This window comes from Microbacterium sp. A20 (genome assembly GCF_004794515.1).
Lineage (GTDB): Bacteria > Actinomycetota > Actinomycetes > Actinomycetales > Microbacteriaceae > Microbacterium.
On sequence record NZ_SSDF01000090.1, the window covers coordinates 1 to 26,231 of the forward strand.

The following is a 26,231-nucleotide window of genomic DNA, read 5'->3' on the forward strand; positions in this document are numbered from 1 at the left end:
CCACACGTCCGCGGACCCGCCTGGTGGGACCCCACCCGACAATGGCGCACACCACGACCCCCGACGCGACGACCCACGGCGCGACGACCTGCGACGCGACCGACGACGACCCCACGACTGACGACGACCTCGTCGCGACACGACGGGCGCTCTTTTCCGTTGCGGGTGTGACGCCTCGGTGCCGGTATGAAGGGGGAGGACGAAGCGTCCTCGGATCGCGGCGAACGCCTAACCCACGGGAGGGTTGAAGTGACGGCCGTCGCCCTCCGACCCTTCGCAACGCGATCTAGGGAACGAGAAGTGACACCGCGACGATGGCGAGGGACACGAGACCGAAGCCAGTGGCGAGCATCGTGAAGGCGAGAAGCATCCCGCCTCCGGGCATCGCCGCGCCCGAGGGACCCGGCGGTGTCGAGCGTTCCGGGGGTGTCGAGGACTGCAGCGCGCCGGTCGTCTGCAGCTGTCGGCGTCGGGCGGCCACCCAGAAGGCGCACGCGGCGCCGATACCGATCACACCCGGCGCGAACCCCCACGCTGCGGCGTCGGCGGGCAACAGGAGGGGGAAGATCCGCAGGGACACGACGGAGCCGATCGCGATCGCGAGCGCAGTCCGCCGCCACGCGAGTTCGGTCCGTTCCGGCTGCAGTCCCGGATCGAACGGCCCCTGGGCGGTCTGCCCCTGATCGGTCACCGCCAGAGCACCCCGGCCAGCACAAGCAGACCCACGATCGTCACGACGACCGCCAGCACGATCGCCGACAACGCTCCGGGCAGCGGGCGCGACTCGCGCAATGCCCGCTCGGCACGCATCCACTCCCACCAGGCGAGTGGAGCGACCGCCGTGCCTGCGAGCATGAGCAGAAGCGAGGCGGCGAGGCGGAACCCGGCATGCAGGTCGAGCCCCAGGACTTCGAGAGCGACGCCACCCGCGATCAGCGCGAGCCCGGTGCGTGTCCAGGCCAGGAACGTCCGCTCGTTCGCCAGGGAGAAACGCGGATCGGGTTCTTCGCCGATGCCGTACACCGAGGCGGGGAAACGTCGCATCGCCTCATCGTAGCGGCCGACGTGCGGCGGTCGAGGGAGGGATTCTCGTCAGGAGATCGTGATCTCGAACCCGTTCGCGGTGGGGGCCACGGCCACCTGGGCGAGGTCCGTCACCAGGACCGTCGGGTTGTGCGCCGCGGCGTGCTTCCCGACCCCGACGACCCGCATGCCGGCTGCGAGACCCGCCTGGATCCCCGCGCCCGAGTCCTCGAACACGATGCAGTCGGCAGGGTCGATCCCCAGCAGACCCGCAGCGCGGACGAACCCCTCCGGATCGGGCTTGGAGGCGGACACGTCTTCCGCGGTCACGCGACGCTCGGGGACGGTGAGCCCAGCCGCCTGCATCCGCGCAGTCATGAGAGCCACGTTGGCGGAGGTGACGATCGCGTGCGGGAACGGCTGCAGCGCCTCGAGCAGCGCTCGCGCACCCGGAATCTCGATCACCCCGTCGACGTCGCTGGCCTCGGTGGCGAGCATGATCTCGTTCTCGTGGAGATTGATGGCGTGGTCGCGGTCGGGCAGCATGATCGCCATGCTCTGGTGGCCCTGTCGGCCGTGCACGACACGGAGCACCGTCTCGGGATCGATGCCGTGCGGCTCCGCCCAGGCGAGCCAGAGCCGCTCCACGACGGCAGTCGAATCGACGAGGGTCCCATCCATGTCGAGAAGGACGGCGCGGGCGGCGAGAGTCTGAGGCACCCATCCAGGCTAGTGCCGGCCGGTTGCGACACCGCCGACTTCTATGATGTGGACCGGGAGGCTCGGATGATGAATGCGCTCGCGACGAGAGTCATGAGGGTGCTGCGGCAGGTGCGGGGTCCAGAGACGGCGGATGCCGTCTTCGAGGCGACCGCATTGATCGTCGGCGCGGGCTTCCTCGTGATCGGCTTCGTCATCGCGCTCCCTGTGTTCTGGGGCCACGAGCTGGCGATCAGCGGCAGCGGTTCGATCGGTGTCTTCGCCGCGTTCGGCGGGGCGATCACCGCGGCCGTCTCCTTCGCGCTCGGGCGCATAGCGGTGCGGCCGGAACAGGTCGATCCGGGCGCCGTCCGCGACGGCTTCAGCGTGCCGGGCGACCGACTGCGTTGGTACGACCTCGCCGCCATCGCCTTCGCGCACGCGGCGATCGCCTACCTCGGCTGGCTCGGCGTCGCTGAGCTGCTCGAGCGGAGTTTCACGGATGCGCCGGTGTTCCCCTTTCCCGGCGCGGTGCTGGTGGCGGTCGCCTCCGCCCTCACCGGCTACGTCTCCTTTCTCAGCGCTGTCGCCCTGACCCCGATGGTCCTCTCTCTGGTGCTCGCGGTCTTCCTGGTGGTCGGTGCATTCGCCAGCATGCTCGCCTCCAGCGACGTGCACTGGTGGCGCGACAATCTGTCGGCGCTCGGGATGAGCAGCAACAGCTCGTCGGTCGCCTTCAACGCGACGCTGATCATCGCCGGTGTCATGGTGACGACCATCGCCCGCTACGCGACAGCCGGACTCCCCGCAACCGACCCCGCCGACCGCCGTGGACGGTTCCTCGTGCGCGGAGGTCTGATCCTCTTGGGGATCTTCCTCGCCTGCGTCGGGCTGTTCCCCGTCGACGAGTTCTTCCTCCTGCACAACACCGTCGCCACGGGCATGACCGTCGTCTTCGGAGTGATCGTGGTGGGGCTGCCGTGGTTCCTGCCCAGCATCCCGCGCGTGTTCGTGGCCTTTGGCTGGATCTTCGTGCTGGTGATCATCCTGCTCGCCGCGTTCTTCGCGGTGGGCTACTACAACCTCACGGCGGTCGAACTCATCGCCGCGGTGCTGATCTTCAGCTGGATCATCGTGTTCCTCCGCACGGCGGGCTCGATCGGAACATCGTCGCCCGAGTCGTCCTCGGCATCCGCGTCGACTCCGTCGGCCGGAGCGGTGTCGGCTGCTGCGCCCGCGTCCGCAGCGGACTGACGTACGCTTCGCAATCGCGCTGAGGCGTCAGTCGCGCAGCTCCTGCATCGCCTCGTGCGTGCGTCGCAGGGCATCGACGGTCTCGTGGAACCGCCGTTTGGCGACCCCGACGAAGAGACAGTCGACGAGCGTGAGCTGTGCGATGCGACTCACCATCGCACCCGCGCGGAACGTCGACTCCCGCACCTCGGTGAACAGGGCGTGATCGGCTGCCCGGGCGAGCGGCGAGTCCTTCGCCGAGGTCACGGCGATCGTCGCCGCGCCGTGCCGGCGAGCGGTCTCGAGGAAGCGCACGGTCTCGATCGTCGCGCCGGAGTGCGAGAAGCCGATCGCGACCGTGGGTGCCGTCTGCAGAACCGTGGCGGCGACGGCCTCGTGGGGATCGGCGAGCACGTGGGCATTACGCCCGACGCGCAGGAGCTTGTGAGCGAGGTCTTCCGCGACGAACTGGCTGGCGCCGATCCCGTAGAGGAGGATGCGGTCGGCGCCGTCGATCGCGGTGATGGCGGCCTTGAGCACGCCGAAGTCGAGCCGGGCGACGGTCTCCTCGATCGCGAGCAGTTCGAGTGCGGCAAGCTTCGACACCGCCTCCTGAAGCGTGTCCTCATCGGAGATCTCGGACCCGAAGGCGCCCCGTGCGGAGAACTGGGCGGCCTCCTTGCCGAGTTCGGTCGCCAGGGCCATCCGCAACGCGGCGTAGCCGGCGAAACCGATCGCCCGGCAGAAGCGGACCACGGATGCCACGGACGTCCGGCACTCCTGGGCCAGCTCGTTGATGGTCATGTCGATCACGATCGACGGGTTCTCGCGGATCGCTGCCGCGATGCGGGAGAGCGAAGGCGGCAGCGTCGAGGCAGCGGCTTCGATGGTCGATTGGATGCTCACACGGCCCTCCGGTCGTACGTTTTCCGAGATGTCTCGAGAGTGCGGCGGGGTGGTAAATTCTTTCCGGTGAGTCTACTTCGTATGTAGTCTCTTTCCATAGCTCTGCGACCGCGTCCGTGAGGAGAACCGATGCCCGTCCATCCGATCGCCTCCGTCGATCTCGGCAAATCCCGCTGCCGCATCACGATCACGGGCGACGGCGGACGGATCGAACGATCAGGCGTCGGATCACCCGGCCTCGCGGCGGCCGGCGGCGTCAGCGCAGCGCTCGGCGCGATCGTGCCGCTGCTCGACGGGTTGTCCGGTCTGGAACAGATCGGCGTCGGTGCCGCCGGGGCCTGGCTCGCGCCCGAAGCCGCCCGTGAGCTGGCCGAACGACTCGCCGTCGCGACCGGCGCCCGCATCGTCGTGGCCTCCGATGTGGTCACCGCCCATGTGGGAGCGCTCGACGGCGGGACGGGTGTGCTGCTCATCGCGGGAACCGGCGCCGCCGCGCTCGGCATCGACGACAACGGTGCACGACTCGTCGACGGCTGGGGACCCGAACTGGGCGACCTCGGCAGCGGTTCCTGGCTCGGACGCGAGGCACTGCGTGCGGTGCTGCGCGCCGCTGACGGGCTCGCGGCGCAGACCGTCCTCACCGACGCGATCAACGGTCCGGTCGGAGCTGTGTCGGACATCCAGGAGTGGATCGCCCGGAGTGAGCCGCTGCCGCGGCGGCTCGCGACGCTGGCCCCTCTCGTGCTCGACGCCGCGGAGGCCGGCGATCCCGTCGCCCATCAGATCGTGGCGGAAGCCGTGCGCCTGCTCACCGCCACGGCCGTCGCGGCCTCCGCACGGACGCGCGACGTGGCGCTGCACGGCGGCCTCACTGACCACGCCTGGTTCCGTGACTCCCTCGTCTCCTCCCTGCACGCTGCCGGCCGCCGGGTCGTCCCCGCCACCGGCGATGCTCTCGACGGTGCGCTGCTGCTTGCCCGCCGCACCGACCTCCCTCACGAAAGGTTCGTCCACCGTGCCGAATGACTCGCGCCTCGCCTCCCTCCTCTCCGTGCTCGAGGGCCTCGGCACCGAGGCATCCACGACGGAGCGCGGAGATCTGGACCTGTTGGACACGGCCGAGCTCGTGCGTCGGATGAACGCCGAGGACCGGCGGGTGCCCGAGGCCGTCGCCGAGCGCACGGACGAGATCGCCGCGGTGGTCGACGCCATCACCGAGCGATTCCGACGTGGCGGTCGACTGATCTATATCGGTGCAGGCACAGCAGGCCGCATCGGCGTGCTGGATGCCAGCGAGTGCCCGCCCACCTTCGGCACGGATCCCTCGATGGTGGTCGGGCTGATCGCGGGCGGCGAGACCGCGATCCGCTCGGCCGTGGAGAACGCGGAGGACGATGAGGCCGCCGCAGGGGAGTCGCTGCGTGAGCTCGGACTCTCCGTCGACGACACGGTGGTCGGCATCTCGGCTTCCGGACGCACTCCGTACGTGGTCGGCGGCCTGAACTACGCCCGTAGCGTCGGCGCGTTCACGGCGGCGATCGCCTCGAACGCGCACTCCGAGATCGGGGCGGTGGCCGACGTCGCCATCGAGGTCGTGACCGGGCCCGAGTTCATCTCCGGGTCCACGCGACTCAAGGCCGGCACCGCGCAGAAGCTCGTCGTGAACATGCTCACGACCCTGTCGATGATCAAGCTCGGCAAGACCTACCGCGGGGTGATGGTGGATCTGCTCGCCACGAACGAGAAGCTCCACGCGCGCTCCATCCGCACCGTGTCGCAGCTCGCGGGTGTCGACATCGACGTCGCGGCCGCCGCGCTGCAGGGGGCCGACGGCTCGGTCAAGCGGGCCCTGCTGATGCTGGCGGTCGACGCCACCCCGCAGGAGGCGGCAGCTGCGCTCGACGAGGCCGACGGCGTGCTGCGCGACGCGATCGCCGCTCTCGCCTGACTCGGTGCGATCGCGGCCGTCGTGGTGTGCCTCGGCACGTGAGCGAGCCCCGCTGACGCGCTGCCGGTGGTCCGATAGCGTGACGGGATGCCCCTCGCTCTGATCACCGGCGCCGCCCGCGCGAACAGCATCGCCGCCGGCATCGTCCCCCGCTTGCGCGCAGCCGGCTGGACCGTCGTGACGAGCGACCTCCGCGACGCCGACCATCCCGCCGACCTGTCCACCCCGGAAGGGCCGGAAGCTCTGGTCGCCGAGGTCGTGGCCGCGCACGGCCCGATCTCCGCGCTCATCCTCAGCCATGCGCACGACGTGCAATCCGGCATCCTCGACACCACGGCCGAGAGCTTCGACCTGCACGTCGCCGTGAACGCACGGGCCAGCCTGCTGCTGATCGCGGCCTTCGCGCGGCAGGTGAGCGAGGACGGGGGAGTGATCCTGGCCCTCACCAGCGATCACGTGACGGGAAACCTCCCGTACGGCGCATCGAAGGGCGCTCTCGACCGTCTGGTTATCTCGGCAGCCCGCGAGCTGGGTCCGCGCGGCATCTCGGCGAACGTGCTGAATCCCGGACCCATCGACACCGGGTGGATGGACGACGAGACGCGCACGAGCCTGGGCGGCATGACGCCGCTCGGACGGCTCGGACAGCCCGCCGACGTAGCCGCGGTGGTGGAGTTCCTCGTGTCGGACGAGGGCCGCTGGATCTCGGGACAGCTGCTGAAATCGGACGGGGCGTTCTCGGCGCAGTACTGACCGAGCGCGCTCGGCACGCCTCGCGTCAACGCGCGCGCCGCCGATTCGGCTCGTCATCTCGCGGCTTGTACGCTGGTGGCATCCCCCGATCCACCCGGCACATTCGCGCGCCGGCGATCTCGGCGCGCGCTCACACATGCAAGGATGCAGATGAACGATTCCGCGGCACACCGCGACGACTGGGCTGAGAGCGAAGAGCTGGCGGAGCGGATGATCCCGCTCATCGGGGCGCTTCGACGCGAACACGATGTGGTCACCTCGCTGCACGGGCACCGACTGCTCGGACTCTCGGCGACGGGATTGGTCGAGGTGCACGAGCGCGTCGCGCAGCTCGGACACGAGCGCCTCCCCATCGAAGACACACTCGCCGTGCTGGAGGCGATCCACGCGCTCGCTCCCGGTGCCTCGTCCCTCGATGTCGCGCGCCTCGTCGCCGGGCACGCCGAGAGCGACCAGCCGCTGGATGCCTACCTCGCCGAGGAGCTCGCACCCGCCATGGGAGCCGTCGCCGCCGAGCCCACCGATGTGGTGCTGTACGGCTTCGGACGCATCGGGCGCCTCCTCGCCCGCATCCTCATCGCCCACACCGGTGGCGGCAGTGGACTGCGGCTGCGCGCCATCGTCGTCCGCCGTGGTGCGGAGAACGACCTCGCGAAGCGCGCCTCGCTGCTGCTGCGCGATTCGGTGCACGGCCGCTTCGCCGGCTCCGTCACCGTCGACGAGGAGGCCGAGCAGATCATCGCGAACGGCACCCGCATCCAGGTGATCTACTCCGACGACCCGGCATCCATCGACTACACCGCCCACGGCATCCAGGATGCGATCGTGGTCGACAACACCGGACGCTGGCGCGACGAAGAGGGCCTCTCGCAGCACCTGCGCTCGAGGGGCGTCGCCCGCGTGCTGCTCACCGCGCCGGGGAAGAGCCCGCTCAAGAACATCGTGCACGGCATCAACGACGAGACGATCGCCGACTCCGACCGCATCCTCTCCGCGGCCTCCTGCACGACGAACGCCATCACCCCAGTGCTCGCCGCGATCGACGAGGCGTACGGCGTGGTCAAGGGGCACGTCGAGACGGTGCACTCGTTCACGAACGACCAGAACCTGATCGACAACTTCCACAAGGGCGACCGCCGCGGCCGCTCGGCGGTGCTCAACATGGTCATCACCGAGACCGGAGCCGCGAAGGCCGTCGCGAAGGCGCTGCCGCAGCTGGAGGGCAAGCTCACCGGCAGCTCGATCCGCGTGCCCACCCCCGACGTGTCGCTCGCAGTGCTGCACCTGACCATCGAGCGCCCGGCGACGAAGGACCAGGTCAACGACTACCTGCGCCGGGTCTCGCTGCACTCGAAGCTGCGCCAGCAGATCGACTACGTCGAGAGCCCCGACGTCGTCTCCACCGACTTCGTCGGCTCGCACCGCGCCGGCATCGTCGACGGCCTCGCCACGATCGCCGACGAGGACACCCTGATCCTCTACGTCTGGTACGACAACGAGTTCGGCTACTCGTGCCAGGTGATCCGCGTGCTCGAGGTCATGGCGGGGTCGCACCCGATCGTGCTGCCGGAGCGTCGTGAGGTGACGCTGCAGGGCTGAGGCTCCTGCGCCGCGTCGGTGGCGCCCGGCATGATGGGGGCATGAAGACCGCGCCCCTGCTCGCCGAGCGCCTCCGATCGCATCGTCTGAGCGCACCCACGCGCACGGTGACGGATGCGGCGCACCACATGCTCGCGGTGCAGAGTCAGGACTTCACCGCGGGCCGCTGGGCGCTCGCCGCGCGCACCCGAGGACAGGTGCGACTCCGGGATGTCGATCGCGCCTTCGATCGCGGCGACCTGGTGCGGGGCTGGACGATGCGCGGAACACTGCACACCGTCCCGGCGCGTGACCTCGGCTGGATGCTCGAAGTCACCGCCGCCCGACAGCGGCAGCAGGCGGTCTCCCGTCACCGCCAGCTGGGCATCGATGACGATATGGTCGCGACGGCGGCGCGCGCGCTGACGCCGCAGCTGCGCGACGGCGGCCGCACGCGCGCCGAAGTGTTCGAGATCCTCGAGGGCGTCGGAATCGACCCCACGGGGCAGCGCGGCATCCACCTGCTCTTCACCCTCACGATCGACGGCCTCATCTGTCAGGGGCCCGTCGCGACGCGGTCGGGCATCACGAGGGACCAGCGGTTCGTGCTGGTCGAAGAGCACATCCGCGAGCACACGCGTCCGGCAGACCCGCTCGCCGAGCTGTTCGTGCGGTACATCGACGGACACGGACCGGCGGGTGTCACCGACTTCGCCTGGTGGTCCGGACTCACTCTCGGTCAGTCACGCGAGGCGGTCGAGCGCGCGGCGGGGCGGGTCGATGAGGTGGACGAGGGGCTGTTCGTGTCGCTCCAGCGCCCGCGGCGCGCGACAGGCGCCGCGACGGTCCACGCCCTCCCCGCGTTCGACGAGTACTACATCTCCTACGCCGACCGCACGACCGTGTGCGCACCCGAGCACCTCGCCATCGTCGGACCGGGCAAGAACGGCATGGTGCGGGCCACGATCGTCGAGAAGGGACGCGTCATCGGATGCTGGACGCACGCGAGCGCGACCCGCGACGCGCCACCGGAGCTGTTCGTGCAACCCGCAGATCCGGCAGCCGTGGAAGCTGCGCTGGCGCGATTCGCCCACTTCACCGGCGACTGAGCGCGCCGCCGGCGACTGAGCGCGAGTCCGCGGCTACTCGCTCGCGTGCCGACCGAGGAAGTTGTAGACCTCGTTGTCGTCGACGCCGGGGAACGCACCGCGGGGGAGCGGCGAGAACATGTGCGTGTGCACGCGAGCGCTCGGCCACGCCTTGCCGTTCCAGCGCTCGGTGAGTTCGGCCGAGGGTCGCCGGCAGCACGACTCGTCGGGGCAGGTCGACACGGCGCGATCGCTGGTCTCGCGGCCGCGCCACCAGCGGGCGTCGTCGAACGGCACGCCGACCGTGATGGAGAACTCCCCCTCACTCGACGAGCCGGTCTGCGTCGAGCACCAGAACGTGCCGGAGGGCGTGTCGGTGTACTGGTGGTGCTCCGTGGTGCGGTTCTGCTGTGTGAACGCGGCACGCGCCTGGAATTTGCGGCACACCCGCTGTCCCTCCACCGCGCCGGTCACGTCCATCGGCAGCGGCAGGCCGTCGTTCTCGTACACGCGGGTGATCGCGCCTGTGGCGTCCACGCGGAGAAAGTGCAGAGACATCCCGAGGTGCTGCGTGAGCAAGTTCGTCATGCGCATGCCCGCACCTTCGTGCGTCACGCCGAATGCGTCGCGGAAATCCTCGACCGCGAGGTTGCGATCCTTCTTTGCCTGCTGCAGGAACGCGACGGCGGCCGTCTCCGGCATCAGGCAGCACGCGGCGAAGTAGTTGATCTCGAGTCGCTGCTGGAGGAAATCGGCGTAGTCGGTCGGCGGTGTGTGCCCGAGGTAGCGGTGCGCCATGGCCTGCAGTGCCATCGAGCGCAGGCCGTGCCCGCCGGGGATAGACGCCGGCGGAAGGTAGATCCGCCCGTTCTCGAGGTCGGTGACCGATCGGGTGGAATGCGGCAGGTCGTTCACATAGATCAGCTCGAAGCCGAGCTTCTCGGCCATGATGCTCACCGTGCGGTGGGTGAGCGCACCCTGCACGTGACCGGCGGCCTTCAGGTGCTTCTCGGCGAGCTTCTCGATCTCGGGGAGGTAGTTGTTCTGCGCGCGCATGCGCAGCCGCATCTCGGTGTTCGCTCGCCGCGCCTCCTCCGGGGTGGCGATGGCTTCGCGCTCGCGGCGCTGCAGTTCGCGGTGCAGTCCGAGGACCGACTCGATCGTCTCGTCGCTCATGCCCTTGGTCACGCGCACCGGCGCGACGCCGAGCTGGCGGAAGACCGGGCTCTCCTGTGCGCGCTCGAGCTCGATCTCGAGGGCGGCGCGACGGTTCGGCGGCTCACCCGAGATGAGGTCGGTCACCTCGGTGCTCGTGGCGTGCGCGATCGCCTGCAGCAGCGACAGCTTGGGTTCGCGCTTGCCGTTCTCGATCAGGCTCAGCTGTGATCCGGCGACGCCGACCAGTGCGCCGAGCTCGTCGAGGGTGAACCCCTTCTCCAGCCGGTGGTGTCGGATGCGGTGGCCGAGAGTCGTGAGGTGAATGCCGGAGGACGCCATTCCTTGAGTGTAGCGAAAGAATCGTGGTTCTTATCGCCCGATTCGTCCGAAAGTCCGGCCGGAAGCGGAAGAAGATAGGTGCAACGCCCCACAGTTCAAAGGAGCACACGTCATGGCCTTCGCCGAAGTCTTCACCCCCCGCACGTCTCCCGTCGCACCGACGCGTACGTTCGGCGCGGCTCCGACGTATGACACCCCCGCCATGGCCGAGCTGGCCGCGTGGGTCGAGGAGATCCGCGCGCTCACCCAGCCCGACTCCGTGCACTGGGTCGACGGCTCCCGCGCCGAGAACGACTGGCTGCTGCGCGGCCTGGTCGACGAGGGCAAGCTCATCAAGCTCAATCCCGAGTGGCGTCCCGGTTCCTACCTCGCCCGTTCGCACCCCAGTGATGTGGCCCGCACCGAGGGGCGCACCTTCATCGCCTCCGAGCGCGAAGAGGATGCCGGCCCCACGAACAACTGGGCGGACCCCGCCGAGATGCACACCAAGATGGACGAGATCTTCGAGGGTTCGATGCGCGGGCGCACGATGTACGTCGTGCCGTTCTCGATGGGACGCGTCGGCGGCCCGCTCTCGCACATCGGCGTGCAGATCACCGACAGCGCCTACGCGGTCGCCTCGATCGGCATCATGACCCGCGTCGGCGACGCCGTCACGCGTCAGATCGCCGAGGGCGCGCCCTGGGTCAAGACGGTGCACACGGTCGGCGCCCCTCTCGGCCCGGGCGAGCAGGATGCCGAGTGGCCCTGCAACGACGACAAGTACATCGTGCACTTCCCCGAGACGCTCGAGGTGTACTCCTACGGTTCGGGCTACGGCGGCAACGCGATCCTCGCCAAGAAGTGCTTCGCCTTGCGCATCGCCTCGGTCATCGCCCGTGACGAGGGCTGGCTCGCCGAGCACATGCTGCTCATCCGCGTGATCGACCCGCAGGGCAAGGCCTACCACGTCGCTGCGGCGTTCCCCTCGGCGTGCGGCAAGACGAACCTCGCCATGCTCAGCCCCACCATCCCCGGGTGGAAGGTCGAGACCCTCGGCGACGACATCGCCTGGATCCGTCCGGGCGAAGACGGTCGCCTGTGGGCGATCAACCCCGAGGCCGGCTTCTTCGGTGTCGCCCCCGGCACCGGCGAGTCGACCAACGTCACCGCGGTCGAGACGCTGTGGGGAAACACGATCTTCACCAACGTCGCGCTCCGCCCCGACGGCGACGTGTGGTGGGAGGGTCTGACCGACGAGGCTCCCGCGAACCTGGTCGACTGGGAGGGCAACGACTGGACGCCCGACTCCGGTCGTCCGGCCGCGCACCCCAACTCCCGCTTCACGGTGTCGGCGGCGCAGTGCCCGCAGATCTCCGACGACTGGGAAGAGGCCGTGCCGCTCGATGTCATCCTCTTCGGCGGGCGCCGCGCCAGCAACGTCCCGCTCGTCGTCGAGGCCACTGACTGGACGCACGGCGTCTTCCTCGGTTCGAACATCTCGTCCGAGCGCACCGCTGCTGCCGAGGGCACGGTCGGTGAGCTCCGCCGCGACCCGTTCGCGATGCTCCCGTTCTGCGGCTACAACATGGCCGACTACTTCGGTCACTGGCTGAAGGTCGGTCGTGGTCTGCGCTTCGACCGGGCGCCGCGCATCTTCCAGGTGAACTGGTTCCGCCGCGGTGACGACGGCCGGTTCCTGTGGCCCGGCTTCGGCGACAACTCGCGCGTCGTCGACTGGATCATCCGCCGCATCGCCGGCGACGTGCCCGCGGTCGACAGCCCGATCGGACGCCTGCCGCGCGTGGAAGACCTCAACCTCGACGGGCTCGACATCCCCGCCGCCGACCTCGACGAGCTGTTCGCCGTCGATGCCGAGGCGTGGCAGACCGAGGCCGACCTGACCGAGGAGTTCTACGACACCTTCGGCGACAAGGTTCCGGCGGCGCTGCGCGCCGAGCTGGCATCGCTGCGCTACCGCCTCGCGAAGGCGTAACCCCCAGACCGGTGCCGGTTCGGGGGAGCCGGCACCTTCAGGGCCTCGTGCCCTGCAAACCCGCGAAGGCGGGACATCAGAGACGAACCCATGGCTGAGTGGTCTCCGACGTCCCGCCTTCGTGTTGCGTGTGCTCCGCCCCATCGCCGAGACCCCGCTCTGTCGCCGAGACCCCGTGTTGCTGCGGTGAGTAGGCCGGGGCGTCGGCGACAAAGCGGGGTCTCGGCGGGAACGGCGTGCGTCAGGTGAGCAACTGGTGCCGGGCGAGGTCGCGATAGAGCGGCGTCGTCTCGACGAGCTCGGCGTGCGTGCCCTGACCGACCACGACGCCGTCCTGCAGCACCACGATCAGATCGCTGTCGACGACGGTCGAAAGACGGTGCGCGATGACGATGAGCGTGCGGTCGGTGGAGACGGCATCGATGGCCTCGCGCATCCGCTGCTCGTTCACGCCGTCGAGCGATGACGTCGATTCGTCGAGCAGCAGGATCGGTGCGTCGGTGAGCAGGGCGCGCGCGATCGCGAGGCGCTGACGCTCACCGCCGGAGAGCATGACGCCGTCCTCGCCGACGGGTGCCTCGATGCCGAGCGGGTTGCGCTCGAGCACGTCGCCGAGGTTCACGGCACGCAGCACGCGCTCGCAGTCGGCGTCGGAGGCTTCGGGTGAGGCGAGACGCAGGTTCTCGGCGAGCGTGCCCGCGAGGGTCGGTGCATCCTGCTCGACGTATCCGAAATTGGCGCGGAGGTCGTCACGCGGGTAGGTGCGCGCATCGTGACCGTGCAGGCGGATCGATCCGCCGGTCGGGTCGTAGAAGCGCTCGATGAGCGAGAGGATCGTGCTCTTGCCGGCGCCGCTGGGGCCGACGAGGGCGACGCGGGAACCGTGCGGAACGGCGAACGAGACTCCGCGGAGCACCTCGTGGTCCTGTACGGTCGGCGCCGCGTCCTCGGCGGATTCCAGATGCGCGTCGGCCAGCAGGTTCCGTGCTTCCTTGGCCGCGGCCTGGCGGGCTGCCACGACGTTCGCGGGGTAGTGGAAGCGCACGTCGCGGAACTCGATGGCGGGCGCGCCGGGGGCTGCGTCTTCGTGAGGGAGTGCGGCGGCGATGGCCTCGTCGTCCTGGGACTCCGTCGGCAGGTCGAGCACCTCCTGGATGCGCCCGAGCGCGCCGAGTGCCTGGTTCACCGAGGTGATGGCGCCGAAGGTCGTGGCGAGCGGCATCACGAGCAGGAACAGGAACATGATGAACGAGATCAGCGAGGCGATGGTGATCGCGCCGGCGGCCACCCGGAACCCGCCGACGCCGAGCACCACCAGCAGCGACAGCTGCAGCGCGATGCCGGAGACGGGCACGACCATCGAGGAGATCTTGGCGATGCGCACGCCGATGCCGTACGCGTCGGAGGCGAGCTCCGACACCGCGGCCGTCTCACGCTCGGTGGCCCCCGAGGCGCGGATAGTGCGGATCGAGCCGACCGCGCGCTCCACACCGGAGGCGAGCTCGCCGACCTTCTCCTGCTGGGCGGTCGAGGCGGTGCGGATGCGGCCGCTGAGCAGCACGACGACCGTGACGGAGATGCCGATCACGACGACGATGAGCAGCAGCAGGATCGGGTCGATCACGAGCATCGCGATCAGCGCGCCGAGGAACAGTACGGCGCTGCCGACGGCATCCGCGAGCCCCTGCGTGAGCACGGCGTAGAGGAGGGTCGTGTCGGTGCCGACGCGCGAGACGAGATCGCCGGTGCGGCGGGCGTCGAACTCGGAGGTCGGGAGGTGCAGGATGCGGGCGATCAGTTTGCGGCGACTCGAGAACACGACCGCGGTGCCGGTGCGCTGGAGCAGATAGTGCTGGAAGCCGGAGATGACGGACGACACGATCACGAAGCCGACCAGCAGCCACACGAGGATTCCGATGCCGGTGTCGGACTGCACCGCCTCGATGACCTGGCCCACGAGCAACGGCTGCACCAGCGAGGTGGCGGCACCGACGACGCTGAGCACGGCGACCACGATGAGGGTGCGCTTGTGTTCGAAGAGGAAGGGGAGGAGCTGGCGGAAGGTGGCGCGCGGGCCTTCGGGCTGTGCGCCACGTCCGCGGCGGCGTGCTGTCGCCGAACCGGACATGCGGGACCTCGATCTGGAGATGGTACTTCGACCGTACTTCGTGCGCGGCCGAATCCTATGGGCGGGCTGTAAGGGGGCGCGGTGCCGGTGCGGGCGTCAGGAGCGCCCGAACCGCCGGTGCGCGGCCTGCTTGCTCACGCCGAGCGCGCTCGCGATCGCCTGCCAGGAGTACCCCTGGTTCCTGGCGCGGCGCACGTTCGCCTCTTCGGCGCGGGCGATCTCCTTGCGCGTCTCTGCGAGCCTGTGCAGTGCGGCCAACGGCTCGCTGCCATCGTCCTGTGCGATCGCGGTCGGTAGCTTCATGATGGACCTCCTGCGTCAATACTTGTTGACTGCTGCAGAAATGTCAATGTCTGTTGACGTGTGAGACTTGAGGGATGCTGACCGCTCCGAAGCTCGTTCCCGGCGATCGCGTCGCCATCCTCTCGCCCGCGTTCGCGGCGCCCGCCGTCGCGCCGGAACTCCACGCACAGGCTCTGCGCCGCCTCGAGAAGCACACCGGGCTGATTCCGGTGGAGTACCCAACCACGCGTGAGCTCGACGCGAGCCCGCAGGCACGCGCCGCCGACGTGAATGCGGCGTTCGCCGACCCGGGCATCCGGGCGATCCTCACCCGATCGGCGGCGATGACCAGATCCTCGTCGTCCCGCACCTCGACCCGACGCTCCCGGTGGTCGATCCGAAGCCCTTCGTGGGCTACAGCGACAACACGAACATCCTCAACTGGCTCTGGGGTCTCGGCGTCCAGGGTTACTACGGCGGATCGACAGCCGTGCACCTCGGGCCCGGACCGCAGGTGGACAGCATCCACCTGCGGTCGCTGCGCGCGCTGCTGCTGGACGGCGGCGCGCTGGAGATCACCGAACCGGGGGAGTCGGAGGATGTCGGTCGGAGGTGGGCGGACCCGCGAGCGCTCGTGGAGTTCGGTGACCGCATCCCGACCGAGTCGTGGACCTGGGCCGGGCCCGCCGTGCGCGTCGAGGGCACGACCTGGGGCGGATGTCTCGAGGTGATCGATGGTCTCGCATTCGTCGACCGGCTTCCGGCGGCGGCGCAGCTCGAAGGGGCGATTCTGCTGCTGGAGACGAGCGAGGAGCGTCCGCCGGCCGGTTGGGTCTCACGGTGGCTGCGTGGTCTCGGGGAGCGGGGGATCCTCAGCGCGGTCTCTGCGGTCGTGGTCGCGCGTCCGCCGGTGAGCGACTTCGAATTCCACCCCGGTCCTGCGGAGGCTGCGGCGCTCCGCGCGGCGCAGCGGGACGCGGTCGTCGACGTCGTGACCCGGTACAACTCCGAGGCGGTCATCTGCGTCGGTCCACCGTTCGGGCACACGCGCCCGCAGTGGGTTCTGCCATATGGCGGCACGATGGTCGTCGACGGCGCCACGCGGACGATCGTCGCCGAGTACTGATCGGAGCTAGACGGCGCGACTTATCCACAGATCCCTCTTTCGCGCATGTGCAGCGCATGCGATCTTGGAACGGTGGGTCGGATGCTGCAGGTACGAAATCTCCCGGACGACGTTCACTCACGCCTAAAAGAACGCGCCGCCGCGGAGCGAATGTCGCTGTCCGACTATGTCGCCCGCGAACTCGCGGACCTCGTGCAATACCGGACGAACGCGGAGATCATGGCGGCTGCGCGCGAGCGGTCGGCGAAGCAGGGAAGCGCGCTCACGCGAGACCAGATCCTCGCGGCGCGTGACGCGGCTCGTGCCGACAGGGACGACGAGATCGCTCCGTGAGCACCGCGGTCGTGCTCGATGCCTCCGCGGCGATCGATGCCCTGTTGGGCGCAAGTGACTGGGTGCACGGTGACGACTTCCACGCGCACGCCGGACTCGACATCGAGGTGCTGTCGGTGCTGCGGCGGCAGACGCTCTACGACGGTCTGCCCGCCCACCGTGCACGGGAGGCGCTCGACCTCTTCGGTGAGCTGCAGATCACGCGGCATCCGCTGCGCTGGCTGATACCGCGGATCTGGATGCTGCGAGACGATCTCACCGCCTACGACGCCGGGTATGTCGCGCTTGCCGAGGCCCTCGGCATTCCGCTGCTCACGCTCGACCGGAAGCTCGCGAAGACGGCGGCGCGCTACTGCGAGGTCATCGTCCTCTGACGGGCGTCACGCCCGCGTGCTGATCTGAGTCCTGCGGGAGCGGCAGCCCCGACGCCGACGCCGGCGGCTGCCGCTCTCCGTGATCAGAGCTCGACGGCGGCGGCGACCCCGAGGTCGTCGTCGTAGTCGTGGTCCTTCGTCTCCGGGGAGAGGAGCAGTGCGATGAAGGTCAGCACACCCATCGCGGATAGGTAGAGGCCCACCAGCCACGGCGCGCCGTCGCCGAGCGCCCACAGCCAGAGCGCGATCAGCGGTGCCACGGCCGCGCCGAGGATCGACGACACGTTGTAGGCGATCGCCGACCCCGTGTACCGCACGTTCGTCGGGAACAGTTCGGGGAGCAGGGCGCCCATCGGTCCGAATGTCGCGCCCATCAGCATGAAACCGAACACGAGGAACGCCTGGGCGAGTGCACCGGTGAACTTCGGGTCGACGGCGGGGAGGAGGAAGGTGTTGAACGTGAAGCCGAACACGATGATGGCGCCGGTGACCCAGAGCAGCAGCTTCCGGCGTCCGACCGCGTCGGCGATCGGGCCGGAGAGCAGCGTGAAGATGCCGAAGAACACCACGCCGATGATCTGCATCAGCACGAAGTCGGTGTAGCCGAAGCCGAGGCCGGGATAGAACTGCGCGGCGAACTTGGTCGGGTCGAACGGGGCACCCGTAGCTTCGGCTGCGGCTTTCGCGGCGGCCGACGCGGTCTCGAGCGACGCGGGCTTGGTGCCGTAGGCGAGCGTGAAGTTCGTCATGAGATAGAACAGCACGTACGTCGCCAGCATGATGAACGTGCCGAGGATGAGCTGCTTCCAGTGGTGACGGAACACGGTCGCGAGCGGGAGCTTGCGGATCACGCCCTTCGTCTCCGCCTTCTTGAACGTGTCGGACTCGACGAGCTTCAGTCGCACCCACAGGCCGATGATCACCATGACGGCCGAGAACAGGAACGGGATGCGCCAGCCCCAGGAGAGGAACGCCTCGGACTTGAGCGCCGGGTTCTCGGAGTGCGGCAGCAGCCAGTTGATCGAGAGGAAGAGGAAGTTGGCGATGATGAAGCCGAGCGGTGCGCCTAGCTGCGGGAAGGTGCCGTACCAGGCGCGCTTGCCCTTCGGGGCGTTCTCGGTGGCCACCAGAGCCGCCCCCGACCACTCGCCACCGAGCGCGAAGCCTTGGGCGAGACGCAGGATCAGCAGCAGGAGCGCCGCCCACCAGCCGATGTCCTGGTAGGTGGGGAGCAGACCGATCACGAAGGTCGCGATACCCATCGTCAGCAGCGATGCCACCAGGGTTGCTTTGCGACCGAACTTGTCGCCGAAGTGACCGAACACGACGGCGCCGATGGGACGAGCGACCATCGCGGCGCCGAAGACCGCGAACGACGAGAGGAGCGAGGTGGTGTCGTCCCCGGTCGGGAAGAACAGCACCGGGAAGACGAGCACGGCTGCTGTCGCATACGCGTAGAAGTCGTAGAACTCGATCGTGGTCCCGACCAGGCTCGCCGTGATGACGCGCGAGCGCGGGTTCGCGGGCGCAGTGGCAGTACTCATGAGGCTCCTCCGTTCAGCCCCTTGGTATACCGGGGACTCGGTGAGTTTACGCCTCCCTGAGTGTTGGCTGTGTACGCGTTTCGCGTGTCATCCGGCGAGCGATGCCGTTGCATAGAGTCGGAGGCGGCGAAAGGCGGGGGAACGATGACGACGAAGATGCTGCTTCTGGCCGACACGCACGTGCCGAAACGGGCCCGGCGTCTGCCCGACGCGGTGCTGCAGGCGGTCGACGAGGCCGACGTGGTCGTGCACGCAGGCGACTGGGCCGACGAGGCCACGCTCGATCTGCTCGAGGCGCGGTCGCGGGTGCTGCACGGCGTGTACGGCAACAATGACGGGCCCGAGCTGCGCGCGCGGCTGCCCGAGGTCGCCCGGTTCATGGTCGAGGGTGTCGACATCGCCGTCGTGCACGAGACGGGGGAGTCCCGCAAGCGCGAGGAGCGGATGGACCAGGCATACTCCGGCGTCGATCTCCTGGTCTTCGGGCACTCGCACATCCCGTGGGACACCGTGTCGCCCTCGGGCATGCGGCTGCTCAACCCCGGGTCGCCCACGGACCGCCGTCGGCAGCCGGCGTGCACCATGATGTGGGTCACGATCGACGGCACCTCCGGGGCCGCGATGCGGGTGGCCTTGTGAATCATCCGCCTGTCTACCGCGCTCCGATGCGCTCGCGGGACGACCGGGTCCCCGACGGGCCCGCCGTGGAGCGCGCGCTCGCGGTCGGCGTCTGCGGCGTGGGCGGTGTGCTGGACGCACCGCCCGCCTCCTTCGCGGACGCACTCGTCTCGGTCGATTCCGCCTACGGCGAGCGGATGGCTCGACGCCTCGAGCGATTCGCGGCGGCACCGGATGGGGCGTTCGTCTGGACACGTGACGACGAGGGGCTCGTGTGGCTGGGCATGCTCGACGGGCCGTGGCGCTACGACACCGCCCCGGCAGCGCGAGACGTCGACCTCGTGCACGTCAGGTCGTGCCGATGGCTCGATGCACCGACGCCACCCGCCGACGTCCCCTCCGCCGTGCGTGCGACCTTTGCCAGGGGAGGGCGCAACTGGCAGCGGATCAACGATGCCGATGTCGGGAGAGAATCGATCGGGCTCTGGTCGCGCACCGGAGGTCGCTCCCGGGTCACTCCTCCGTGACGCCGAGTGCCGGTGCGTCGACGAAATAGGCGGTGGGCGTCAGGATCTGCTCGAGCTCCAGCACCACGAGCCGGTTGCCGCCGGGGCGCGTCGCAGGAGCGGGCACGTAGAGCGTGCGCTGCGGCCCGTTGCGCCAGTAGCGGCCGAGGAAGAAGCCGTTGACGAATGCGTATCCCTTGCTCCATGACGCGGTGTCGAGGAAGAGGTCGCTCGCGGTGTCCAGGTCGAACTCGGCGCTCCAGGCGGTGGGGCCACCGGGCAGCTCGCCGCGCGCGGAATCCGAGGTGAGCAGGTCGGCGATGGCGTCGGCGATGGCGGTGACGTCGAGCGGTGTCGAGCGCCACCCGGTCACGGCAACGCCGTCGAGAGTGATCTCGCCGATCAGTCCCTTCTCCTCGCCGAGCCGGTGGTCGTAATTCACCCGGCCCTGGTCCTCGACCAGGAAGCTGAGGGTGCGGCCGGCAGGAATCCGGAGCGCACGGTCGTTTCGTGTACGGGAGAGCGTGCCGACGGCCACACCGTCGACGCTGACCCAGGCGAGGTCGCGCACCTCGTCGATGAGGAGGAGACCGCCGTTCCTGTCCGGAAGGTCTACGTCGTACCGCACCAGGGCGCTCAGATGTCCGAGGGCGTCGAAGGTCTGCGGCTGGGCCGCGACCGCACCGGATCCGGCGGCATCCGTCCACGCCCCGGCGGGGGAGAGCGGGACGTCGAAGGCGGGTGCGGTGCTCGCGGGTGCCGGCAGGTCGTCCGGCACTGGGGCGTACTTCGCGATCACCTCTCGGAAGGCGAAGAACTTCTCCGTGGGGTTGCCGGCCTCGTCGAGCGGCGCGTCGTAGTCGTAGGACGTCACGAGCGGCAGGTAGCGGCCCTTGTCGTTCGCGCCGTTGCTGAGACCGAAGTTCGTTCCGCCGTGGAACATGTAGATGTTGACCGAGGCTCCGGCCGCGAGGAGGGCATCGAGATCGGCTGCCGCAGCGGCGACATCGGTCGTGTGGTGTACTCCACCCCACCAGTCGAACCAGCCGTCCCAGAACTCCGAGCACATCAGGGGCCCGGTCGGCTGATGGCGGCGCAGGGTGGCGAGTCGTTCCGCGCTGCGGGATCCGAAGGAGCCGGTCTTGTGGAGTTCGGGAAGGCTGCCGTCGCTCAGCATCTGATCGACGGGTTGATCCACGGTCGTCAGAGGCACCGTGATGCCGGCGTCCCGTGTGACGGCGACCAGAGCTTCGAGGTAGGCCCTGTCCGAGCCGTACGCGCCGTACTCGTTCTCGATCTGCACGAGCACGACGGGCCCGCCCCGGTCGATCTGGCGCGGCGCGACGATGTCGTACACGCGGCGCAGGTAGGCGCTCACCTCGACGAGGAAGTCGGGCGCGGACGACCGCAGATCATCCATGCTCCCGGTCAGCCACACCGGCAGCCCGCCGTTGTGCCACTCGGCGCAGATGTAAGGACCGGGGCGCACGATCGCATCCAGGCCTTCGGCATGAACGAGGTCGAGGAAGCGTCCGAGGTCGTTCCATCCGGTCGCGTCCCACTCGCCGCGCCGGGGCTCATGCGCGTTCCAGGCGACATACGTCTCGATCGTGTTCAGGCCCATCAGCCGTGCCTTGCGGATGCGGTCCTGCCACAGGTCCGGGTGCACACGGAAGTAGTGGATGGCGCCGGAGATCACCTGGTGCGGCTGACCGTCGCGGAGGAAGTCGGTGTCGCCGAGAGAGAACGTGGTCACGTGTCGGAGTGCTTTCGATCGAGGGGCTGAGCCGGCCCCGCCCGGAGCCGGCTCAGCCGCGGGTGTTACTTGTTGACGGTGAAGCCCTGCGCGTTGCCGTACTCGACCAGCGCGTCCTGCCAGGCTGTGAGGCCCTCGTTCAGGTCGGTGCCGTTCTGGTACGACTGGCCCACGGTGTCGCCGAAGATGCTGTTCGCGTACACCTGGTAGGGCAGGTAGCTCCAGTCCTCGACCACCTCGTCGGCTGCGGCCGCGAGGACCTCATTGATCTTCTGTCCGCCGAAGTACTCGGGTGCATCGGCGAGGAACTCCTCGCTGGAGAGCTCGGCGGTCGTCGACGGGAAGCCGCCGGACTCGAGGAAGATCGAGATGCTCTCCTCCGAGTTGTTCAGCCACCACAGGAAGCCGGCTGCGAGTTCCGGGTTCTTGCTCTGCGACGTGACGGCCTGACCGCCACCGCCGTTCTCGGCGCTGGCCGGGGTGCCGTCGTAGGTCGGCATCGGCGCGACTCGCCAGTCACCGGCCCCGTCGGGGGCGCCGGTGATGAGGTTGCCGGGCATCCAGGCGCCGATCACGAGGGTCGCGAGGCTGCCGTCACCGAGGCCGCGGAACCACTCGTCGCTCCAGCTGCCGTAGGGCGCGACCAGATCCTCCTCGACGAGGCGGTTCCAGTTCTCCGTCCACTTCTTCGATCCCTCGTCCTGCAGGTCGATCGTGACGTCGGTGCCCGAGGTCTCGAACGGCTTGCCTCCGGCCTGCCAGATCATGGAGGTCGCGAAGCCGGCGTCGCCGGTGTCGTTGGTGATGTAGGCGTCCGGGTTCGCGGCGTGGATCTTCTTCGCCGCCTCGTAGTACTCGTCCCAGGTGGTCGGCACCTCGACGCCCGCGGCGTCGAACACGGTCTTGTTGTAGAACAGCGCCATGGGGCCGGAGTCCTGCGGCAGGCCGTAGATGGCGTCGCCGCTGGTGACCGAGTTCCAGGTGGACGCGGTGTAGTCGTCCTCGAAGTCGGCGAAGCCGTACTTCGACAGGTCGGCGAACGCATCGGTCAGCGCGAACTGCGGGAAGGCGTAGTACTCCACCTGCACGACGTCGGGGGCGCCGGAGCCCGCCTTGATCGCGTTCTGCAGCTTGGTGTACTCCTCGTTGTTGGTCCCGGCGTTCACCAGGTTGACCTTGACGTTCGGGTACTCCTTCTGGAACGCCTCGACCTGGGCCTCGGCAGAGGGGGTCCACGACCAGTACGTGATCTCGCCGCCCTTCTCGAGTGCGGCCTCGACGGAGTCGAAGGAGCCGGAACCGCCGTCGGAGCCGGAGCCGCTGCCGGCGTCGCTGCCGGTGCTGCAGCCGGTCAGCGTCAGTGCTGCCACGGTTCCTGCGGCGAGCACCGCGAGGGCGCGCCGTGTCGGTGAGGGAAGGTGCTTCATTGCTGTGTCCTTTCGGGAGGTGCGATCCAGCATCGGATCGCGAGGGGGTGAGGAAGGAGTGCGGGGCTACTGCTTGACGCTTCCCGCGGTGAGACCTGACTGCCAGAAGCGCTGCAGCAGCAGGAAGGCGATGACGATCGGGATGATCGTGAGGAGCGAGCCCATGATCACGAGGTTGTAGATCGGCTGCGAGCCCGCGCCGATGGCCTGCGCGCTCCACTGGTTCAGGCCGACCGTGAGCGGGTACCACGCCGGATCCGAGAGCATGATCAGGGGCAGGAAGTAGTTGTTCCAGGTCGCCACGACCGTGAACAGCGCGACCGTCACGATGCCTGGTGCGAGCAGACGCATCGAGATCGTGAAGAAGGTGCGGAACTCTCCTGCGCCATCGATGCGCGCGGCCTCCAACAGCTCGGTCGGCACGGACTCGGTGGCGAACACCCAGATCAGGTACAGCCCGAAGGGGCTGATGAGTGAGGGGATGATCACGGCCCAGGGGGTGTTGGTCAGGCCCAGCTCACTGAACAGCAGGAACGTCGGGACGGCGAGTGCCGTGCCGGGCACGGCCACCGCGCCGAGAACGACGGCGAAGACCGCGCGCCTGCCGAGGAAGCGGAACTTCGCGAGACCGTATCCGGCCATGGTGGCGAGCAGCGTCGCACCGCCCGCGCCGACCACGACGTACAGGAGTGTGTTGCCGAGCCAGCGGAGGAAGATGCCGTCGCGGTACGAGAACGTGGCGACGAGATTGTCGAAGAACGCGAAGTCGTCGGCGAACCAGAGGCCGAAGGAGCTGAAGAGCCCGGCCTGGGTCTTGGTGGAGCTGAACAGCAGCCAGACCAGCGGGACGAGCGTGTACAGCGCGTAGACGATCATGACGATCAGCAGCGTGTTGGACTTGCGCGGATTCATCGGATCGTGGCGTCGGCGGGAGGGTCGGGCGAGGGGGAGAGCCATGTCAGCGCACCTCCGACTTCGAGCCGCGCAGCTGCACGACGTAGGCGATGACCGCGGTGATGATGCCCATGATGATGGCGATCGTGGCGGCGTAGTTGAACTGCTGTCCGGCGAACGACAGGTTGTAGGCGTACATGTTCGGCGTGAAGAACGTGGTGATCACGTTCGGAGCCAGGGGACGCAGGATGTTCGGCTCGTTGAAGAGCTGGAAGCTGCCGATGATCGAGAAGATCGTCGCGATCACGAGCGCGCCGCGCACGGAGGGGATCTTGATGGAGAAGATCGTGCGCCATGCCCCCGCGCCGTCGAGGGAGGCGGCCTCGTACATGTCGGTCGGGATGGTCTTGAGTGACGAGTAGAAGATCAGCATGTTGTAGCCGACGAACTCCCACGTGACGATGTTGCCGATCGAGAGCAGCATCCATTCCTTCGCGAACGGCGTGATGGCGTCGACGCCGAGGAAGTCGTTGATGTTGCTCGTGAGGCCGAACTGATCGCCGTAGATGTAGCCCCACATCAGCACCGCCACGACGGCGGGCACGGCGTAGGGCAGGAAGATCAGGATGCGGAAGAACGATGCACCGCGCAGACGGGCGCTGTCGAGGGCGAGTGCGGCGCCGAGCGCGAGGAGCAGCATGATCGGCACCTGCACCACGAGGAAGATCAGCACGCGGCCGAACGCCTCCCAGAACTGCGGGTCGGTGAGCGCACGGACGTAGTTGTCCAGCCCGACGAACGCGTTGCCGCCGATGAGCTTCTCCTGGAAGAAGCTCAGGTACAGCGCGTAGGCGAGCGGTGTCAGGAACACCAGGGCGAAGACGACCATGAACGGGCCGACGAAGGCCCAGCCCTTCCAGTCGCGCTTGTCGCGGCGCCGGACGCCGGGGGCGCCCAGGGCTACGGGGGTTTCAGTCGTCATCGACGATTCCTTCTTACGTTCCGGGCGCAGCGTGCGCCGTGTGTCAACGTCAACATATTCGATGCGCTGCTAGTGTGTCAACGTCAACATATGAGGGGATGGGTGATCGTGATCCCAGCGCAACCGACGGAGACGTCGACACGTCGTCGTGAGCCCTCGATGGAAGACGTCGCCCGTGAGGCAGGTGTCTCCGGCCAGACGGTCTCGCGCGTCGTGAACGCCAGGGGCTACGTCGGTGCCGCCACCCGCGAGCGCGTCGAAGCCGCGATGCACAGCCTCGGCTATCGGCCCAACAGCGCCGCTCGCGCGCTGAGATCAGGGCGGTTCCGCACCATCGGCGTCGTGATGTTCTCGTTCAGCTCCTACGGCAACCAGCGCACGCTCGACGCCATCGCCGTGCGCGCCGCGCAACTCGGCTATGCCCTGACCCTCATCCCCGTGGAGTCGAGTGCCGGCGAGACCGTGGCCGGAGCATTCCGGCGACTGGAGGAGCACGCGGTCGACGGCATCATCATCGTGATCGAGGCGCACCAGCTCGACGAGGCCGACATCGAGATTCCTGAGGCGCTGCCCGTGGTGTTCGTCGACTCGAACCGCGGTGAGACGCATCCGTTCGTCGACACCGACCAGGCTCAGGGGGCGCGACTGGCCACCGAGCATCTGCTCGAACTCGGCCACGACACGGTGTGGCATGTCACCGGCCCCTCGCGGTCGTACTCGGCGGAGCGACGTCGTGAGGCCTGGCAGGAGACCCTCGAGCAGCACGGACGACCCGTGCCCGAGCCGCTGCAGGGCGACTGGTCGGCGGCCTCGGGCTATGCGGCGGGGCTCGCACTCCGGGAGATCGACGGCGTCACTGCGGTGTTCGCGGCGAACGACCAGATGGCGATCGGCGTGCTCCGCGCATTCCGTGAGGCCGGACGCGACGTGCCGGGCGATGTCAGCCTCGTCGGATTCGACGGATTGCCGGACGCGGCGCAGCTGTGGCCGCCCCTCACGACCGTGCAGCAGCACCCGGAACGGGTCGGCGCACTCGCGGTGGACGCGCTGCTCGCCGAGCTCGACGGCACCGGGCGACAGCAGACGCCGCTGGTGAGCACCGAACTCGTCGTCCGGGAGAGCACGGCGGCGCCGCGGAAGCGCTGAGACTCAGCGGACTCGGGAGGCCTCGGCAGAGGCGCGGACGTTCAGCGGAAGCGGGAGGCTCAGCGCCAGATGACGGCGAGGCCCGCGTTCAGGAGCGCCAGGATGCCGATCAGCCAGAACACGGCGGGCGGCACGGTCGCGCCGCGCTTCTGACGTGCGGAGCCGATGCCCAGCAGGGCGCCGATGATGAGCAGCACGACGAGCTTCACGCCGATCTTGACGTAGTTGAGGTCGTACTCGATGCCCCACGGAGCAGCCAGCGCGAGGCCCGCGGCACCGGCGATGGCCAGGCCGTAGTCCATGATCTTGGTGATCTGGCGCTTGCCGCCGAACGCCTGAGCCGCCCACGCTCCGAAGAGCACGGCGAAGCCGATGAGATGGACGAACAGCACGATGTGGCGCAGAGTCTCCATGC

General features: G+C 68.8%; 25 protein-coding genes and 1 pseudogene. 13 read left to right on the forward strand and 13 right to left on the reverse strand.

Annotation, left to right across the window (positions count from 1 at the left end):
- Positions 1–286 precede the first annotated feature (286 nt).
- From DW298_RS15945 to DW298_RS15955, 3 genes are read right to left on the reverse strand one after another with little or no spacing between them, the layout of a single operon-like run.
- Positions 287–691: a DUF202 domain-containing protein gene (locus DW298_RS15945; protein WP_136043458.1), complete on the reverse strand. Its 405-nt coding sequence runs from the start codon at positions 689–691 to the stop codon at positions 287–289.
- The gene (locus DW298_RS15950; RefSeq protein WP_136043459.1) at positions 688–1,044 is read right to left on the reverse strand and encodes a DUF202 domain-containing protein; all 357 of its coding nucleotides are present in this window, start codon (positions 1,042–1,044) and stop codon (positions 688–690) included. The genes DW298_RS15945 and DW298_RS15950 overlap by 4 nt, the downstream gene beginning before the upstream one ends.
- A 48-nt stretch (positions 1,045–1,092) precedes the next feature.
- A complete protein-coding gene (locus DW298_RS15955; protein WP_136043460.1) occupies positions 1,093–1,743 on the reverse strand; it encodes an HAD-IA family hydrolase in 651 nt (216 codons plus the stop codon).
- Between the two features lie 69 nt (positions 1,744–1,812).
- Here DW298_RS15955 and DW298_RS15960 point away from each other — a divergent pair, with 69 nt between their 5' ends.
- Positions 1,813–2,976, forward strand: coding sequence for a DUF998 domain-containing protein (locus DW298_RS15960; RefSeq protein WP_136043644.1), 1,164 nt, complete (start codon positions 1,813–1,815; stop codon positions 2,974–2,976).
- Between the two features lie 27 nt (positions 2,977–3,003).
- On the opposite strand, the gene DW298_RS15965 is transcribed toward DW298_RS15960, so the two are convergent.
- Complete coding sequence (locus DW298_RS15965) at positions 3,004–3,861, reverse strand: MurR/RpiR family transcriptional regulator (RefSeq protein WP_136043461.1); 858 nt, start codon at positions 3,859–3,861, stop codon at positions 3,004–3,006.
- A 129-nt stretch (positions 3,862–3,990) separates the two neighbouring features.
- Between DW298_RS15965 and DW298_RS15970 the strand changes: the two genes are divergently transcribed.
- The 5 genes from DW298_RS15970 (at position 3,991) to DW298_RS15990 (ending at position 9,249) form a co-directional block, all read left to right on the forward strand.
- Positions 3,991–4,887, forward strand: a complete 897-nt coding sequence (locus DW298_RS15970; protein WP_136043462.1) for a BadF/BadG/BcrA/BcrD ATPase family protein — start codon at positions 3,991–3,993, stop codon at positions 4,885–4,887.
- Positions 4,877–5,809: an N-acetylmuramic acid 6-phosphate etherase gene (gene murQ / locus DW298_RS15975; protein WP_136043463.1), complete on the forward strand. Its 933-nt coding sequence runs from the start codon at positions 4,877–4,879 to the stop codon at positions 5,807–5,809. The genes DW298_RS15970 and murQ overlap by 11 nt, the downstream gene beginning before the upstream one ends.
- Positions 5,810–5,896: 87 nt before the next feature.
- Positions 5,897–6,562 (forward strand): SDR family oxidoreductase, encoded by a 666-nt coding sequence (locus DW298_RS15980; protein ID WP_136043464.1) that lies wholly within the window; start codon positions 5,897–5,899, stop codon positions 6,560–6,562.
- A 150-nt stretch (positions 6,563–6,712) separates the two neighbouring features.
- Entirely contained in the window at positions 6,713–8,161 is a 1,449-nt protein-coding gene (locus DW298_RS15985; RefSeq protein WP_136043465.1) for a glyceraldehyde-3-phosphate dehydrogenase, read from the forward strand.
- 41 nt (positions 8,162–8,202) lie between these two features.
- Positions 8,203–9,249, forward strand: coding sequence for a winged helix DNA-binding domain-containing protein (locus tag DW298_RS15990; protein ID WP_136043466.1), 1,047 nt, complete (start codon positions 8,203–8,205; stop codon positions 9,247–9,249).
- Between the two features lie 33 nt (positions 9,250–9,282).
- On the opposite strand, the gene DW298_RS15995 is transcribed toward DW298_RS15990, so the two are convergent.
- On the reverse strand, positions 9,283–10,725 hold the full coding sequence (locus DW298_RS15995; protein ID WP_136043467.1) for an XRE family transcriptional regulator: 1,443 nt from the start codon (positions 10,723–10,725) through the stop codon (positions 9,283–9,285).
- A gap of 112 nt (positions 10,726–10,837) precedes the next feature.
- Here DW298_RS15995 and DW298_RS16000 point away from each other — a divergent pair, with 112 nt between their 5' ends.
- The gene (locus tag DW298_RS16000) at positions 10,838–12,700 is read left to right on the forward strand and encodes a phosphoenolpyruvate carboxykinase (GTP) (protein ID WP_205820406.1); all 1,863 of its coding nucleotides are present in this window, start codon (positions 10,838–10,840) and stop codon (positions 12,698–12,700) included.
- Between the two features lie 241 nt (positions 12,701–12,941).
- On the opposite strand, the gene DW298_RS16005 is transcribed toward DW298_RS16000, so the two are convergent.
- Both DW298_RS16005 and DW298_RS16010 read right to left on the reverse strand, forming a co-directional pair.
- On the reverse strand, positions 12,942–14,828 hold the full coding sequence (locus DW298_RS16005; protein ID WP_136043468.1) for an ABC transporter ATP-binding protein: 1,887 nt from the start codon (positions 14,826–14,828) through the stop codon (positions 12,942–12,944).
- Positions 14,829–14,924: 96 nt separating this feature from the next.
- Entirely contained in the window at positions 14,925–15,131 is a 207-nt protein-coding gene (locus DW298_RS16010) for an AsnC family protein (protein ID WP_136043469.1), read from the reverse strand.
- 74 nt (positions 15,132–15,205) lie between these two features.
- Here DW298_RS16010 and DW298_RS16015 point away from each other — a divergent pair.
- The 3 genes and pseudogenes from DW298_RS16015 to DW298_RS16025 all read left to right on the forward strand — a co-directional run bounded on the left by DW298_RS16015 (position 15,206) and on the right by DW298_RS16025 (position 16,943).
- Positions 15,206–16,236: pseudogene (locus tag DW298_RS16015) on the forward strand (LD-carboxypeptidase).
- Positions 16,237–16,386: 150 nt separating this feature from the next.
- Positions 16,387–16,569, forward strand: coding sequence for a hypothetical protein (locus tag DW298_RS16020; RefSeq protein WP_205820407.1), 183 nt, complete (start codon positions 16,387–16,389; stop codon positions 16,567–16,569).
- Complete coding sequence (locus DW298_RS16025; RefSeq protein WP_136043471.1) at positions 16,566–16,943, forward strand: type II toxin-antitoxin system VapC family toxin; 378 nt, start codon at positions 16,566–16,568, stop codon at positions 16,941–16,943. The genes DW298_RS16020 and DW298_RS16025 overlap by 4 nt, the downstream gene beginning before the upstream one ends.
- Before the next feature lie 83 nt (positions 16,944–17,026).
- Here DW298_RS16025 and DW298_RS16030 read toward each other — a convergent pair whose 3' ends face one another.
- Positions 17,027–18,487, reverse strand: coding sequence for an MFS transporter (locus DW298_RS16030; protein ID WP_136043472.1), 1,461 nt, complete (start codon positions 18,485–18,487; stop codon positions 17,027–17,029).
- A gap of 144 nt (positions 18,488–18,631) precedes the next feature.
- On the opposite strand from DW298_RS16030, the gene DW298_RS16035 reads away from it, so the two are divergent.
- Entirely contained in the window at positions 18,632–19,126 is a 495-nt protein-coding gene (locus DW298_RS16035) for a metallophosphoesterase (protein WP_136043473.1), read from the forward strand.
- A 26-nt stretch (positions 19,127–19,152) separates the two neighbouring features.
- A complete protein-coding gene (locus DW298_RS16040; protein ID WP_136043474.1) occupies positions 19,153–19,632 on the forward strand; it encodes a GAF domain-containing protein in 480 nt (159 codons plus the stop codon).
- Here DW298_RS16040 and DW298_RS16045 read toward each other — a convergent pair.
- The 4 genes from DW298_RS16045 to DW298_RS16060 all read right to left on the reverse strand — a co-directional run bounded on the left by DW298_RS16045 (position 19,619) and on the right by DW298_RS16060 (position 24,670).
- Positions 19,619–21,367: a beta-galactosidase family protein gene (locus DW298_RS16045; protein WP_136043475.1), complete on the reverse strand. Its 1,749-nt coding sequence runs from the start codon at positions 21,365–21,367 to the stop codon at positions 19,619–19,621. The two genes, DW298_RS16040 and DW298_RS16045, sit on opposite strands and share 14 nt — an antisense overlap.
- Before the next feature lie 65 nt (positions 21,368–21,432).
- On the reverse strand, positions 21,433–22,794 hold the full coding sequence (locus DW298_RS16050) for a sugar ABC transporter substrate-binding protein (RefSeq protein ID WP_136043476.1): 1,362 nt from the start codon (positions 22,792–22,794) through the stop codon (positions 21,433–21,435).
- A 66-nt stretch (positions 22,795–22,860) separates the two neighbouring features.
- On the reverse strand, positions 22,861–23,706 hold the full coding sequence (locus DW298_RS16055; RefSeq protein WP_136043646.1) for a carbohydrate ABC transporter permease: 846 nt from the start codon (positions 23,704–23,706) through the stop codon (positions 22,861–22,863).
- A 46-nt stretch (positions 23,707–23,752) separates the two neighbouring features.
- Positions 23,753–24,670: a sugar ABC transporter permease gene (locus tag DW298_RS16060; RefSeq protein ID WP_136043477.1), complete on the reverse strand. Its 918-nt coding sequence runs from the start codon at positions 24,668–24,670 to the stop codon at positions 23,753–23,755.
- A gap of 159 nt (positions 24,671–24,829) precedes the next feature.
- On the opposite strand from DW298_RS16060, the gene DW298_RS16065 reads away from it, so the two are divergent.
- Positions 24,830–25,816: a LacI family DNA-binding transcriptional regulator gene (locus DW298_RS16065; RefSeq protein ID WP_136043647.1), complete on the forward strand. Its 987-nt coding sequence runs from the start codon at positions 24,830–24,832 to the stop codon at positions 25,814–25,816.
- A 59-nt stretch (positions 25,817–25,875) separates the two neighbouring features.
- Here the strand turns inward: DW298_RS16065 and DW298_RS16070 are convergent, their stop codons facing one another.
- Positions 25,876–26,229, reverse strand: coding sequence for a Fe-S protein (locus tag DW298_RS16070; protein WP_136043478.1), 354 nt, complete (start codon positions 26,227–26,229; stop codon positions 25,876–25,878).
- Between the last annotated feature and the right edge of the window lie 2 nt (positions 26,230–26,231).